The 14,363-nt window shown below is 68.8% G+C and carries 11 protein-coding genes and 4 tRNA genes; 8 read left to right on the top strand and 7 right to left on the bottom strand.

Features of this window, described 5'->3' with window-relative positions:
- The first annotated feature begins 200 nt into the window (after positions 1 to 200).
- Positions 201 to 2,279, top strand: coding sequence for a glycosyl hydrolase family 28-related protein (locus ASE68_RS08870; RefSeq protein ID WP_055857514.1), 2,079 nt, complete (start codon positions 201 to 203; stop codon positions 2,277 to 2,279).
- 54 nt (positions 2,280 to 2,333) lie between these two features.
- Here ASE68_RS08870 and ASE68_RS08865 read toward each other — a convergent pair.
- The 3 genes from ASE68_RS08865 to ASE68_RS08855 all read right to left on the bottom strand — a co-directional run bounded on the left by ASE68_RS08865 (position 2,334) and on the right by ASE68_RS08855 (position 2,636).
- Positions 2,334 to 2,408, bottom strand: a tRNA-Val gene (locus ASE68_RS08865).
- Positions 2,409 to 2,432: 24 nt separating this feature from the next.
- Positions 2,433 to 2,506 (bottom strand) — tRNA-Cys (locus ASE68_RS08860).
- Positions 2,507 to 2,564: 58 nt separating this feature from the next.
- Positions 2,565 to 2,636 (bottom strand) — tRNA-Gly (locus ASE68_RS08855).
- A gap of 272 nt (positions 2,637 to 2,908) precedes the next feature.
- Between ASE68_RS08855 and ASE68_RS08850 the strand changes: the two genes are divergently transcribed.
- Positions 2,909 to 2,981: transfer RNA gene (locus ASE68_RS08850), tRNA-Val, on the top strand.
- 172 nt (positions 2,982 to 3,153) lie between these two features.
- Here the strand turns inward: ASE68_RS08850 and ASE68_RS08845 are convergent.
- From ASE68_RS08845 to zapE, 3 genes are all read right to left on the bottom strand, one after another.
- Positions 3,154 to 3,714 (bottom strand): type II toxin-antitoxin system PemK/MazF family toxin, encoded by a 561-nt coding sequence (locus ASE68_RS08845; protein ID WP_235480803.1) that lies wholly within the window; start codon positions 3,712 to 3,714, stop codon positions 3,154 to 3,156.
- Positions 3,715 to 3,757: 43 nt separating this feature from the next.
- Positions 3,758 to 5,020 carry an ammonium transporter gene (locus ASE68_RS08840; protein WP_055857511.1) on the bottom strand — a complete coding sequence of 421 codons (1,263 nt, stop codon included), beginning with the start codon at positions 5,018 to 5,020 and terminating at the stop codon, positions 3,758 to 3,760.
- 176 nt (positions 5,021 to 5,196) lie between these two features.
- A complete protein-coding gene (zapE, locus tag ASE68_RS08835; RefSeq protein WP_055857509.1) occupies positions 5,197 to 6,252 on the bottom strand; it encodes a cell division protein ZapE in 1,056 nt (351 codons plus the stop codon).
- A 144-nt stretch (positions 6,253 to 6,396) separates the two neighbouring features.
- Here zapE and ASE68_RS08830 point away from each other — a divergent pair, with 144 nt between their 5' ends.
- The gene (locus ASE68_RS08830) at positions 6,397 to 7,296 is read left to right on the top strand and encodes a sulfurtransferase (protein ID WP_055857507.1); all 900 of its coding nucleotides are present in this window, start codon (positions 6,397 to 6,399) and stop codon (positions 7,294 to 7,296) included.
- A gap of 139 nt (positions 7,297 to 7,435) precedes the next feature.
- Positions 7,436 to 7,873, top strand: coding sequence for a SufE family protein (locus ASE68_RS08825; protein WP_055861045.1), 438 nt, complete (start codon positions 7,436 to 7,438; stop codon positions 7,871 to 7,873).
- Here the strand turns inward: ASE68_RS08825 and ASE68_RS08820 are convergent.
- Entirely contained in the window at positions 7,839 to 9,047 is a 1,209-nt protein-coding gene (locus ASE68_RS08820; RefSeq protein ID WP_162238261.1) for a S9 family peptidase, read from the bottom strand. The genes ASE68_RS08825 and ASE68_RS08820 overlap by 35 nt on opposite strands.
- A 93-nt stretch (positions 9,048 to 9,140) precedes the next feature.
- On the opposite strand from ASE68_RS08820, the gene ASE68_RS08815 reads away from it, so the two are divergent.
- The 4 genes from ASE68_RS08815 (at position 9,141) to ASE68_RS08800 (ending at position 14,349) form a co-directional block, all read left to right on the top strand.
- Positions 9,141 to 9,737, top strand: a complete 597-nt coding sequence (locus ASE68_RS08815) for a DUF3000 domain-containing protein (RefSeq protein WP_055857502.1) — start codon at positions 9,141 to 9,143, stop codon at positions 9,735 to 9,737.
- Between the two features lie 7 nt (positions 9,738 to 9,744).
- Positions 9,745 to 10,926, top strand: coding sequence for a ribonuclease D (locus tag ASE68_RS08810; protein WP_369800071.1), 1,182 nt, complete (start codon positions 9,745 to 9,747; stop codon positions 10,924 to 10,926).
- Between the two features lie 76 nt (positions 10,927 to 11,002).
- Positions 11,003 to 12,211 (top strand): acetyl-CoA C-acyltransferase, encoded by a 1,209-nt coding sequence (locus ASE68_RS08805; protein WP_055857499.1) that lies wholly within the window; start codon positions 11,003 to 11,005, stop codon positions 12,209 to 12,211.
- A complete protein-coding gene (locus tag ASE68_RS08800) occupies positions 12,208 to 14,349 on the top strand; it encodes a 3-hydroxyacyl-CoA dehydrogenase NAD-binding domain-containing protein (protein WP_055857497.1) in 2,142 nt (713 codons plus the stop codon). Before ASE68_RS08805 ends, ASE68_RS08800 begins: the two co-directional genes overlap by 4 nt.
- The last annotated feature ends 14 nt before the right edge of the window (positions 14,350 to 14,363 follow it).

The following is a 14,363-nucleotide window of genomic DNA, read 5'->3' as shown; positions in this document are numbered from 1 at the left end:
GCTTGCGCCGACTCTTGCATCGATCGGGTCGGCAACCGGGTCGGCTTGCACCGTCTTGCGCTCCTGAACGAAAGAACTCGACATTTCCTCGACAATCACCGATGCCGCCTTGTGAGCGGCGAACGCGCGGCCGTACATTCGGCTCACGCGACGGGATCGCACCCGTCGCCCGACGTACCCACACGAGAGGAATCGAGTCGATGAGGACCCGAGACAGTTCCGAAGCCGTGCATCCGCTCCGACGATCGCACGCCCCGACACTGCGGCGCACGACCTCGTTCGTCGCGATCGCCGCGCTCGCGGTCGGCGCCGCCGTGACCGGCCCGCTCGCGGCATCCGCCGCCCAGCCGGCACCGGCGCCGGTCGTGACCCGTGCCGCGGTCGACCCGGCCCTCGTGCAGGGGCGCGGCGCCGACGTGCCCTTCCTCGAGCAGGAGGCCGAGAACGCGAAGACGACCGGCACCGTGATCGGCCCCGGCCGCGACGCGTACACGCTGCCGGCTGAGGCCTCGGGGCGCCGTGCGGTGCAGCTCGATCCGGGTGAGTACGTCGAGTTCACGCTTCCCGCCGCCGCGAACGCGATCACGGTGCGGTACAGCATCCCCGACTCCCCCGATGGCGGCGGCATCGAGGCGCCGCTCTCGGTCTCGGTGAACGGCGGTCGCGCGCAGACCATGACGCTCACCTCGAAGTACTCCTGGCTCTACAACCAGTACCCGTTCACGAACGACCCGGACTCCGACCTCCTGCACCCCGACTGGTGGATCACCGAGTGCGGGTGCGTACCCGGGGCCGGCTACGAGGTCGCCAAGCCGTTCCGCCCGATGCACTTCTACGACGAGCAGCGGATGCTGCTGGGCAAGACGTATCGTGCCGGCGACGTCGTGCGCCTCACCGCTCCGAAGAACTCCCCGGCGACGCTCACGACGATCGACCTCCTCGACTCGGAGCGCGTCGCGGCACCGCATGTGCGGATCAAGGCGGCGAACGTGCTGCTCTTCGGCGCCGACCCCTTCGGCAAGCGCGACGCCGCCGGCGCGTTCGATCGTGCCATCGCGTTCGCGAAGGCGCACCGGCTGCCGGTGTACGTGCCACCGGGCGTCTACTCGGTCAGTCGGCACATCATCGTCGACGACGTCACGATCGAGGGCGCCGGCAACTGGTACACAATCATCCGAGGCCGGGAGGTCGCGCTCGATCCGCCGGCGCCCGACGGCTCGGTGCACACCGGCGTCGGCTTCTACGGCAAGGATGCCGCGGCCGGGGGCAGCTCGAACGTGCACCTCTCGGGCTTCGCGATCGAAGGCGACGTGCGCGAGCGCATCGACACCGACCAGGTGAACGGCATCGGCGGATCGCTGAGCTCCTCGAGCATCCGCGGACTGCATATCCGGCACACGAAGGTGGGCATGTGGTTCGACGGCCCGATGCACGACCTCGTGATCGAGGACAACATCATCGTCGACCAGATCGCCGACGCACTGAACTTCCACACCGGCGTGACCGACTCGACCGTCTCGAACACGTTCGTGCGCAACACGGGCGACGATGGACTCGCCATGTGGTCGGAGCACGTCGCGAACGCGGGCAACGCGTTCGAGCACAACACCGTGCAGTCGCCCTCTCTCGCCAACGGCATCGCGATCTACGGCGGTGCCGACACGACCGTCTCGAACAACCTCGTCGCCGACCCCGTGCGCGAGGGCAGCGGCATCCACGCCGGATCCCGATTCGGAGCGGAGCCGTTCACCGGCGCGCTCTCGATCACCGACAACACGACCGTGCGCGCCGGAACGTTCGAGCTGAACTGGAACATCGGCCTCGGCGCGATCTGGTTCTACGCGCTCGACCGCTCGATCGACCAGGCCGACATCGTCGTGAGCGGCGACCACTTCCTCGACAACACCTACAGCGCGATGATGCTCGTCACCGAGTGGGGCGTGAAGGACGTCTATCGCATCGATGGCGTGCAGTTGCGCGACATCCGCATCGATGGCACCGGAACCAATGTCATCAGTGCACGAACGGCGGGCTCCGCGAGCTTCGAGAACGTGGATGTGCGCGGCGTCGGGCTCTGGGGCGTCAACAACTGCGGCGCGTTCAACTGGGACTGGGCGAACGGCTCGGAGTTCTCGCTCACCGATCTCGGCGGGAACGACGGCGTCGACGCGAACGAGTACCACCCGGGCACCCCGTGGCTCGCGCCCTACCTGCCCAACCTGATCACGTGCAACGACCGGCCACCGGTCACCGCTCCCCCGGCGCCGTCACCGTGGTGACCGGAACGCCGAAATGAAGAACGGCCCCGGCTCTCAGAGCCGGGGCCGTTCTGTTGGTGGGCGATACTGGGATCGAACCAGTGACCTCTTCCGTGTCAGGGAAGCGCGCTACCGCTGCGCCAATCGCCCAAAGCTGCGAACATGTTCACAGCTTGGAGGTGGATACGGGATTCGAACCCGTGTATACGGCTTTGCAGGCCGCTGCCTCGCCTCTCGGCCAATCCACCGTGTATGGGTTCTCCACCAAAAGAACAGGATCTATGCTTGCGCTCAGATCCTGATCAGAGCGGATGACGAGATTCGAACTCGCGACCCTCACCTTGGCAAGGTGATGCGCTACCACTGCGCCACATCCGCGTTGCTTTGCATTTCTGCGTGCAGAGAGACTCTAACTGATACCCGGATCGATTCACAAACTGAGCGCTGTTCACCCGACGTTCAGCCCGGTCGCAGGCGGAATTCAGGCTTGCAACCCGGGCGTGTCGGGCACCTGGAGCGTTCATCTCGGTCGCCTTCGCCACCCCTCGCGCAGAGGTCGACACGCCACGGATCGCTCGATGTGCAATTGCGCGCATTCGTCGCTAGTATCGAATCCGCGCGGTCACCCCGGTGAGCCGCGCATCCCACATGGGCGATTGGCGCAGCTGGTAGCGCGCTTCCTTCACACGGAAGAGGTCGTCGGTTCGAGCCCGGCATCGCCCACGAACGCCCCCACTCCACTGGGGGCGTTCTTCGTTTAAGCCGCGCACCACGTGCTGAACGAAGCGGGCCCGACGATGTCGCGCCGACCCGGCTTCGTTGCCGATCGACGGATGCCGGAGCAAGCCCCTGGGGGCTCTCGGCCTTCAGGCATGCCGGCGCCCTCTCGATCGGGTCAGCGCCAGCCGTAGCGTGCGCTGAGTGCCTCGGCGACCTTCAGGTAGCGCTTCGCGTCGAGCGACGCCGCCTCGCGCCGCATGCCGGCCGTGTGCACCCGGAACACCCGGTCGATGTTCGCCCAGCTCGGACGGCCCGCTGGATCCCACGCGCCCGCACCGAGTGCGACGAAGTCCCGGGAGCCGTCGTGCGCCTTGCTGGTCAGCTGCACCGCCAGGAAGGCCTCGGCGCCCGATGCCGCGACCACGACGACCGGGCGGTCCTTGCCGCGGCCGTCGCGCTCCTCGTACGGCACCCAGGTCCAGACGATCTCGCCGGGATCCGGCTGCCCGTCTGGAGACGGCGAGTAGGCCAGCCGGACCTTGCGGAGACGGCGCGGATCGACCTCGACGGTGGCCGAGGCCCCGGTCTGCCCCGGTGAGAGCAGACCCGTCGAGACGGACGCGCGCCCCGCGGCATCCGTCGACCTCGAACCGTTGCGCGACGCGCCGCCCGATGCGCCGAACATGCTGCGGAACGCACGACGAAGGGCGGTGAGGAAGCGGCCGGTGTCAGTCACACCCGCACACTACCCCACCGCCCTCGCGGTGATTCAGAGGTTCCTAGACGGTCTCGAGCTTGTACGCGTCCTCGCCGTGGACGGCGGTGTCGACGCCCGCCAGCTCGTCCTCGTTCGTGATGCGGAAGCCCATCGTCTTCTGGATGACCCAGCCGATCGCGAAGGCGAGCACGAACGAGTAGATCAGCACGGTGAAGGCGGCGATGGCCTGGACCATGAGCTGCGTCGGGTCACCGCTGTAGATGAGGCCGGTGTTGTTGGCGAAGAAGCCGAGGTACAGCGTTCCGATGAGGCCGCCGACGAGGTGGATGCCCACGACGTCGAGCGAGTCGTCGAAGCCGAACTTGAACTTCAGGTCGATCGCCAGGGCGCAGACGGCGCCCGCGATGAGGCCGAGCACGATCGCCCAGCCCGGGGTCAGCGAGGCGCACGCTGGGGTGATCGCGACGAGACCCGCGACGGCACCGGATGCCGCGCCGACCGAGGTCGGCTTGCCGTCCCTGATCTTCTCGACGATGAGCCAGGCGAGCAGCGCAGCGGCCGGAGCGGCGAGCGTGTTGACCCAGGCGAGCGCTGCGGTGCCGTCGGCGGCGAGCTCCGAGCCGGAGTTGAAGCCGAACCAGCCGAACCACAGGAGGCCGGCGCCGAGGAGCACGAACGGCGGGTTGTGGGGAACGTGCGCACCCTTCGAGAAGCCGACGCGCTTGCCGAGCACGAGTGCCAGGGCGAGCGCCGCAGCACCGGCGTTGATGTGCACCGCGGTGCCACCGGCGAAGTCGATGACGCCGACGCCGAAGGCCTCCTGCATGCCGTACGTGGTCCAGCCGCCATAGGCGAACGAGCCGTCGTCGGCGAGACCGAAGTTGAAGACCCAGCTCGCGACCGGGAAGTAGACGACGGTCGCCCAGATGGCCGCGAAGATCATCCATGCGCCGAACTTCGCGCGGTCGGCGATGGCGCCCGAGATGAGCGCGACCGTGATGATCGCGAAGGTCGCCTGGAAGGCCACGAATGCGAGCGGCGGGAATGCGGCGTCCTCGGGGACCTCGAGCAGGCTCGTGAGGCCGATGGCGGACCAGTCGATGGACCACGGGGCCACGAGTCCCTCGGAACCGGGGAACGCGATCGCGTAACCGTAGAGCACCCACAGCACGCCGATGAGGCCGATCGCGCCGAAGCTCATCATCATCATGCTGATGACGCTCTTCGCCTTGACGAGACCGCCGTAGAAGAAAGCGAGTCCCGGCGTCATGAGCAGCACCAATGCCGCCATGATCAACAGGAACGCGGTGTTGCCTTGATCCATCTCGAACCTCTCTCGGGGAAAACAGGCCGGGGAACCTGTGTCGCCAAGTTTCACGAGAGGACGTTTCGTGCGGGACCGTGTTCTGTTTCGCGAGTGTTACGTACTGCGCACCAACGTAAACAGCGCGTTTCGCGGCACCATCCAACCGATGGGAAACACCGCTGAAACAGCCGTGATCACTCGTGCGGGGGCAGCTCGCCGGTCGTCAGCGCGATCATGCGGCTCATCGCCCTGAGGTACTTCTTGCGGTACCCGCCGGCCATCATGTCGTCATCGAACACCCGGTCGAGCGCGAGCCCGCTCGCGACGATCGGCACCTCGGCGTCGTACACGCGGTCGATGAAGGCCACGAGGCGCAGCGCCGCGTTCTGGTCGGACAGCTCGTGCACGCCGCTCAGCGCGATGATCTCGACGCCGTCGAGGAGCTTCACGTACTTCGACGGATGCACGGTCGCGAGATGGGCGATGAGCGCGTCGAACGAGTCGAGGGAGACGCGGTGCCCTCGCTCGACGAGCGCATTCGCCTTGGCGGCGACATCCGCTTCGGAATCGAGCGTCGTGGAACGGCCCTGGGTGTCGCGACGACGGTAGTCGAGCCCGTCGATGCGGAGGGTCTCGAAGTTCGACGAGAGCGCCTGGATCTCGCGCAGGAAGTCGGCCGCGGCGAAGCGCCCCTCGCCGAGCGCGTTCGGAGGCGTGTTGCTCGTGGCCGCGACGCGGGTTCCGCTCGCCATGAGCTCCCCCAGGAACCGGGTCATGAGCATCGTGTCGCCCGGGTCGTCGAGCTCGAACTCGTCGATGCAGATGAGCTTGGCGCCGCGCAGCAGTTCGACCGCCTGCGCATAGCCGAGCGCTCCGACGAGCGCGGTGTACTCGATGAAGGTGCCGAAGTACTTCGGACCGTGCGCGACGTGCCAGAGCGACGCGAGCAGGTGCGTCTTGCCGACGCCGAACCCGCCGTCGAGATAGACGCCGGGCAGCTCGATGCGTGCAGGTCGCTTGCGCGAGAAGAAGCCGCCGGGGCGCTGCGCCGCGCGCCACGCGCCCGCGAACTGGTTGAGCCGGTCGAGCGCCGCCTGCTGCGACTCGAAGTTCGCGTCGGGCCGGTAGGACTCGAACGACGCGTGCGCGAACTGCGGCGGCGGCACGAGCTCCGACGCGATCTCGGCGCCCGAGATCGACGGATTCCGCTCGACGAGACGGATGAGGGCCTGGCTCGATGCCGTGGTCATTGCGTGAATGGCTCCAGTGTTGCCCCGGATGACCGGAGTGCGCTCTTCGACGGGCACGCCGCGTAGATTCGACGTGGATCAGGTCAACAGCCTAGACCGCCAGCCCCGCGCCCCCGTCCGACCGGACGACCACAGGAGGTACAGATGTCCGCCGAGCTCGATGCATCCGCGAAGTTCGCCGAGTACGCCCACCCCGAGCGGCTCGTGTCGACGCAATGGCTCGCCGAACACCTGGGCGAACCGGGTCTCGTCGTGGTCGAGTCCGACGAGGACGTGCTGCTGTACGAGACCGGGCACATCCCCGGCGCGGTCAAGGTCGACTGGCATACCGAGCTCAACGATCCCGTGGTTCGCGACTACCTCGACGGCGAGCAGTTCGCCGCGCTGCTCGGCTCGAAGGGCATCGCCCGCGACTCGACCGTCGTGATCTACGGCGACAAGAACAACTGGTGGGCCGCATACGCCCTCTGGGTCTTCACCCTCTTCGGTCACGACGACGTCAGGCTCCTCGACGGCGGCCGCGACCTCTGGATCGCCGAGGGCCGCGACCTCACGACCGAGCGCACGGCCGTGACGCCCGTCGAGTACCCGGTCGTCGAGCGATCCGACGTCGAGGTCCGCGCCTTCAAGGAGGACGTGCTCGCCCACTTCGGCAGCCCTCTCATCGACGTCCGCTCCCCCGAGGAGTACTCGGGTGAGCGCACGAGCGCCCCGGCCTACCCAGAAGAGGGCGCCCTCCGTGCCGGTCACATCCCGACCGCGGCATCCGTGCCGTGGGCCAGGGCCGCCGCCGGCGACGGCACCTTCAAAGAGCGCGCAGCGCTCGACGCCATCTACCGCGACGAGGTCGGCCTCCAGGACGGCGACGAGGTCATCGCCTACTGCCGCATCGGCGAGCGTTCGAGCCACACCTGGTTCGTCCTGACGCATCTGCTCGGCTTCGAGAACGTGCGCAACTACGACGGCTCGTGGACCGAGTGGGGCAGCGCAGTGCGGGTGCCGATCGCGACGGGCGCCGATCGGGGCGAGGCGCCCGCGCACTGATCGGCGCGACCTCCGCCTGCTCGGCCCGACCGCCCGTTCGGCGCACGGCCTCCGAACGGGCGCGACGAGCCGTCCGTGAGACCTGCTTGCCACCGCGCTGCGGCGTGACCCGAGGCGGCGTGATGGGAGAATGGACGAGATGGATGCCACGGCCCTGCCCCCGCGTCTCGCCGAGACCCGCGACGACTTTCTCGCGCTCGAGGTTCGAGACCGCCTGCAACTGCTGCTCGAGTTCTCGAACGAGCTGCCGGCGCTGCCCGAACGATACGCCGATCACCCCGACCTCCTCGAGCGCGTGCTCGAGTGCCAGTCGCCGGTGTTCATCTTCGTCGAGGTCGTCGACGGGCACGCGCACCTGCACGCCACCGCGCCGGCGGAGTCGCCGACGACGCGCGGGTTCGCGTCGATCCTCGTGCAGGGCATCGACGGCCTGAGCGTCGACGAGGTGCTGTCGATCCCCGACGACTACCCGCAGACGCTCGGCCTCGGCCAGGCGGTCTCGCCGCTGCGCGTGCGCGGCATGACCGGAATGCTGGCGCGCATCAAGCGCCAGGTGCGGTCTCGATCGGCCGAGTAGCCGCAGCGACCTCCGAGAGCCAGCCGCGCACCAGTCCCGACCACCGCTCGGGGTCGTGGTTCCACAACTTCGTGTGGCGTGCGTCGGTGAACTCCTCGAACCTGATGAGATCGGGCCTGGCCGCCGCGAGGCGGCGGGATCCGTCGATCGGCACGAACCCGTCATCGACGCTGTGCATGAGGAGCATCGGCACGGCGAACTCGTCGGCGCGGGCGACCGGATCCAGGTCCTCGACGGCGACCGGTGCCGCCAGGCCGGTGAGCCCACCGCTCCACGGCTCGCCGAGCACATGCGCGACCACGTCGCCGAGGCCCGTCGGCATGCCGAGCGCCCGCCCCTGGAATCTGAGGATGTCGACCCAGTCGATCGCCGGCGAATCGAGGATCACACCCACCAGGCGCTCGCGCACCTCGCTCGAGCGCAGCACGGCCTGCAGCACGATCGACCCGCCCATCGACCAGCCCATGAGCACGATGCGCCGGGCGCCGTGGTCGGTCGCGAATCGAACGGCGGCCTCGACATCCGCCCACTCGGTGCCGCCGAGACCGTACCGACGGTCGACGCTCTCTGGCGCCTCGCCGTCATTGCGGTAGCTGATGAGGAGCGTGCTCCAACCGGCATCCGTGATCGGCTCGATGCCGCGCAGCCCCTCGTGACGCTTCGCACCGCGCCCGTGGACCTGGATCACCCAGTCGTCGCCGCCCCGCTCAGCAGGCACGAGCCATGCGGGCGCCGGACCGAGGGCGGTCGGAACGATCACGTCCTCGTAGGGCCGGTCGAACTCCCATGGGCCGATGCGCACCCACCCGCTCATGCGGCCGTGGGTGGCGCGGTCGAGCCGGCCGAAGTCCACGGCTTCGATGCGACGGCGAACCACGCGTCCGTCGTCGTCGATGACGTCGCCGAGTCGGGCGTGGCCGGCGTCCTTGTCGAACCAGAAGCCATAGGTGCCGCGCATTCGGGTCTCGTTCGACGCGGCGAGACCGATGGTGCCGCTCGCGAGGTCGACGCCGATGATGCGCTCGTCGCCGCGCTTGGCGGGCTCGGGCGTCACGACGCGCCTCGCGAAGACGATCGTGAGCACCGCCGTGACCACCGCCAACCCGGTCGCCGTCGCGGCGACCAGCCCGATGGCCGCACCGATCACCGTCGTCGCCCTCGAACCTCGAGCCATCGCCACCCTCCCGCCGATGCCGTTGCGATGCGCGTGTCGTCGGGGGCGGCGTGCCGCCGCTGCGCACCCCATCGGAGACTCTAGTCTGCACTCGTGCCCGACTCCTCGACGCATCTCCCCCCAGAGTTCGAGGCCGCACTCGCCTCGCTGCGTGCGGCCTCTCCCCGTGCCGAGCTGCGCGTGCAGGAGATCCCTGCGCCCGGTTCGCTCGCCCCCTTCGCCGTCGCCCTGTCTGCGGATGTCTCACCGGCGCCCGATGGCCACGGCGACGACTCCGACCTCGGCACCGGACGCCTCGTGCTGCTGTACGACCCCATGGAACCCGAGGCATGGGGCGGACCGTTCCGCATCGTGTGCTTCGCCCAGGCTCCGCTCGAGACCGACATCGGGCTCGACCCGTTCCTCGCCGACGTCGCGTGGTCGTGGCTCGTCGACGCCCTCGATGCGAGGGGCGCCTCCTACATCTCCGCATCCGGAACCGCGACGAAGATCCTCTCCACCGGGTTCGGCGAACTCGCCCGCCAGGGCGACGGCGCCCAGATCGAGCTCAGGGCCTCCTGGACCCCGCTCGACGCGGAGATCGGCCCGCATGTGGAAGGCTGGAGCGAACTGTTGTGTATGTTGGCAGGCCTGCCGCCCCGCTCCGAAGGGGTGACCGCGCTGCCAAGACGGAGGACGAAACGTGGATGAATTGCGGGTGATCGAGACACCCGCCGAGTACGACGAGGCGGTCCGTCGTCTCCTCGACGGCGAAGGTCCGGTCGCCGTCGATGCGGAGCGGGCGAGCGGTTTCAAGTACTCGCAGCGCGCCTACCTCATCCAGATGCATCGCCGCGGCTCGGGAACCTTCCTGTTCGACCCGCCGCAGATCCCCGACTTCTCGTCACTGCAATCGGCCATCGTCGACGCCGAATGGGTGCTGCACGCGGCCAGCCAGGACCTCGCCTGCCTCCGCGAGGTCGGCCTCGACCCCTCGCTCATCTTCGACACCGAACTCGCGGCCCGCCTGCTCGGCATGCCGCGCGTGGGTCTCGCCGCCGTCGTCGAGGACCTGCTCGGCGTGCACCTCGCCAAGGAGCACTCGGCGGCCGACTGGTCGACGCGGCCGCTCCCCCAGTCCTGGCTCACGTACGCGGCCCTCGACGTCGACCTCCTCGTCGACGTGCGCGACGGCCTCGTGCAGCGCCTCGCCGAGGCGGGCAAGACCGAACTCGCCGCCGAGGAGTTCGAGGCGGTGCGCACGCGCGAACCGAAGGCGCCGAGCCCTGAGCCGTGGCGTCGGCTCTCGGGCATCCACGCGATCCGATCGCCCCGCAACCTCGCGGTCGCTCGAGAGCTCTGGCTCGCGCGTGACGCCTACGCATCGGAGTCGGATGTCGCGCCGGGCCGCCTGATCCCGGATGCCTCGATCCTCGCCGTGACGAAGGATCCCCCGCGCACCCGCAAGGGCCTCGCCGACCTCCGCGCGTTCACCGGGCGCGCGAGCCGCACCGAGCTGGATCGCTGGTGGGCCGCCGTCGAGCGCGGGTTGACGAGCGAGGAGCTGCCGGCGACGCGCGTGCCGAACGACGCACCGCCGCCCCCGCGAGCCTGGGCCATGCGCAACCCGGAGGCCGACGCCAGGCTCCGCCTCGCGAAGGCCGCCGTCGGCGAGGTCGCCGAGGAGATGACCATGCCGGTCGAGAACCTCCTCACCCCCGATCACCTCCGCCGGCTGGCGTGGACACCGCCGGCGGAATCCGACGCGGAATCGATCGGATCGGCACTCGAGGCGATCGGCGCCCGCCCCTGGCAGGTTGCGGCAACAGCACAGAAGATCGCCCTCGCCTTTGTGGAGGCTTCACAAGCGGTCGAGGACGCCGAGAAGCCCGCTTCGTAGGAACCGCCAAGCGATTCAAGGCTCCCAGCACCACTTCGTAGGATCGAAGCAATCCAGATCGAAAGTGAGCTGCAGCGTGGCACATCAAGCTGATGTCGTCTTCGTCGACGGGGTTCGGACCCCGTTCGGCAAAGCCGGTGAAAAGGGCATGTATTGGAACACTCGGGCCGATGACCTCGTCGTGAAGGCGATCGTCGGACTCCTCGAGCGCAACCCCGAGGTGCCGAAGGACCGCATCGACGACGTGGCCATCGCCGCGACGACCCAGACCGGAGACCAGGGCCTCACGCTCGGGCGCACCGCCGCGATCCTCGCGGGCCTCCCGAAGACCGTTCCCGGGTTCTCGATCGACCGCATGTGCGCCGGCGCGATGACCGCCGCCGCGATGGTGTCCGGCTCGATCGGGTTCGGCATGTACGACTTCGCCATCGCCGGCGGCGTCGAGCACATGGGCCACCACCCGATGGGCTCCGGCGTCGACCCGAACCCGCGCTTCCTGAGCGAGCGCCTCGTCGGCGAGGACGCCCTCGTCATGGGCGCGACGGCCGAGCGGATCCACGACCGCTTCCCGCAGCTGACGAAGGAGCGCAGCGACCGCTTCGCCCTCGCCAGCCAGCAGAAGACCGCGGCGGCCTACGCCGCCGGCAAGATCCAGCAGGATCTCGTCTCGGTCGCGATCCGCACCGAGCAGGGCTGGGGCCTCGCCACGCACGACGAGGTCATGCGCCCCGAGACGACCCTCGAGGGCCTCGCCGCACTGAAGACCCCGTTCCGTCCCCACGGCCGCGTCACGGCGGGCAACGCGTCCGGACTCAACGACGGCGCGACCGCCGCGCTGCTCGCTTCGGGCAGTGCTGCCAAGGAGTTCGGCCTCGCCCCGAAGATGAAGCTCGTGAGCTACGCATTCGCAGGCGTCGACCCCGAGATCATGGGCATCGGGCCGATCCCGGCCACCGAGAAGGCGCTCCGCAAGGCCGGCCTGACCATCGAGGACATCGACCTGTTCGAGATGAACGAGGCGTTCGCCGTGCAGGTGCTCTCCTTCATGGACCACTACGGCATCGACGACGAGGACCCCCGTATCAACCCCTGGGGCGGTGCGATCGCGGTCGGACACCCGCTCGCGTCATCCGGAGTCCGCCTGATGAACCAGCTCGCGAGCCAGTTCGCCGAGCGCCCCGAGCTCCGCTACGGCATCACGAGCATGTGCGTGGGCCTCGGCCAGGGCGGCACGATGATCTGGGAGAACCCGAACTTCGACAAGAAGGCGAAGAAGCGCGCATGACCGACTACTCGACCATCGACTTCGACTCGCTCGTCGCCCTCGCGGGCGACGACGAGGTCGTCACCCACTCGTACGTGCGCGACATCCGTCTCGCCTCGGGCAAGACCCTCGCGCTCGTGACCCTCGACAACGGGCGCGACCACACGCGGCCCAACACGCTCGGCGCGGCATCGCTGCTCGAGTACGCCGCGGTGCTCGACGCGCTCAAGGCGCGCGCGGCGGCCGGCGAGATCGACGCGGTCGCCGTCACGGGCAAGCCGTTCATCCTCGCCGCGGGCGCCGACCTCTCGAAGGTCGCCGAGATCCCCGACAAGGAGACCGCGAAGAAGTTCGTGCAGCTCGGGCACCACGCGCTCGCGAAGCTCTCGGGACTCGGCGTGCCCTCGTTCGCGTTCACGAACGGACTCGCGCTCGGCGGCGGCCTCGAGATCGGCCTGCACGCCGACTACCGCACCGTCGACGCGTCCGCTCCCGCCCTTGCGCTGCCCGAGGTCTTCCTCGGCCTCATCCCCGGATGGGGCGGCGCGACGATCCTGCCGAACCTCATCGGCATCGAGAACGCCCTCAAGGTCATCATCGAGAACCCGCTGAAGCAGAACCGCACGCTCAAGGCCCAGGACGCCTTCGACCTCGGCATCGCCGACGCGATCTTCCCCGCCGTGAACTACCTCGAGGACTCGCTGAAGTGGGCCGACGGCGTGATCAACGGCACCATCAAGGTCAAGCGGGCGAACGAGCCGGGCAAGCTCGAGCGCCTCGCCAAGTGGGACATCGCCATCAAGATCGCCCGCGACACCCTCGCGAAGCGCATCGGCACCGTGCCCCAGGCTCCGTACGCCGCGCTCGACCTCATGAAGGCGGCGAAGAGCGGTACCCGTGCCGAAGGCTTCCAGCGCGAAGACGAGGTGCTCTCCGAGCTCATCGCCGGCGACCAGCTGCAGGCGTCGATCTACTCGTTCAACCTCGTGCAGAAGCGCACGAAGCGCCCCGCCGGCGCCCCCGACAAGGCCATCGCCAAGAAGGTCAGCAAGGTCGGCGTGCTCGGAGCCGGCTACATGGCGAGCCAGCTCGCGCTGCTCTTCGTACGCCGCCTGCGCGTGCCGGTCGTCATCACCGACATCGACCAGGAGCGCGTCGACAAGGGCGTCGCCTACATCGCCGGCGAGATCGACACCCTGCTCGGCAAGGGCCGCATCTCCCCCGACGAGGCCAACCGGCTCAAGGCGCTCGTCACCGGTACGACCGACAAGGCCGACTTCGCCGACTGCGACTGGGTGATCGAGGCCGTCTTCGAGGAGCTCGCGATCAAGCAGGCCGTCTTCGCCGAGGTGGAGCAGTTCATCTCGCCCGAGGCCGTGCTCGCCACGAACACGTCGTCGCTCTCGGTCGAGCAGATCGGCGCGAACCTCGCCCACCCCGAGCGGCTCGTCGGCTTCCACTTCTTCACGCCCGTCGCGCTGATGCCGCTGATCGAGGTCGTCAAGACCTCGCACACCGACGAGGCCACGCTCTCGACCGCCATGGTCACGGCGAAGAACCTGAAGAAGAACGCCGTCATCACGGCCGACACCCCCGGCTTCGTGGTCAACCGTCTGCTGGCGGTGCTCCTCGGCGAGGCGATGAAGGCCGTCGACGAGGGCACGTCGTTCGAGACCGTCGACAAGGCGATCGCCCCGCTCGGCCTTCCCATGGCACCGTCGGCACTGCTCGACCTCGTGGGTCTGAAGGTCGGCGCGCACGTGCTCGATACGCACCACGCCGCGTTCCCCGACCGGTTCTACCGCAGTGAGAACCTGCACAAGCTCGCCGAGTACGGCACGCTGCTCGAGAAGGACGACAAGGGCAAGGTCAAGGGCTTCGACAAGGGCGCGCTCAAGATCGTCGCCGGCGGCAGCAACCCGCGCAGCGCCGAGGAGATCCTCGTCGCGCTGGAAGACGGCCTCGCCCGCGAGGTCAAGCTCATGCTCGACGACTCCGTGGTCGCCGCACCCGAGGACATCGACCTCTGCATGATCCTCGGCGCCGGGTTCCCGTTCCAGATGGGCGGTGTCACGCCGTACCTCGACCGCGTCGGCGCCTCCGAGCGGGTCTTCGGCGGTACGTTCCACAACCCGCCCGTGCGCGGCGTGGGCGCGTAGCCGACCAGCACCAC

The organism is Agromyces sp. Leaf222 (assembly GCF_001421565.1).
Taxonomy (GTDB): Bacteria; Actinomycetota; Actinomycetes; order Actinomycetales; family Microbacteriaceae; genus Agromyces.
This window is presented reverse-complemented; position numbering and strand designations above follow the sequence as displayed.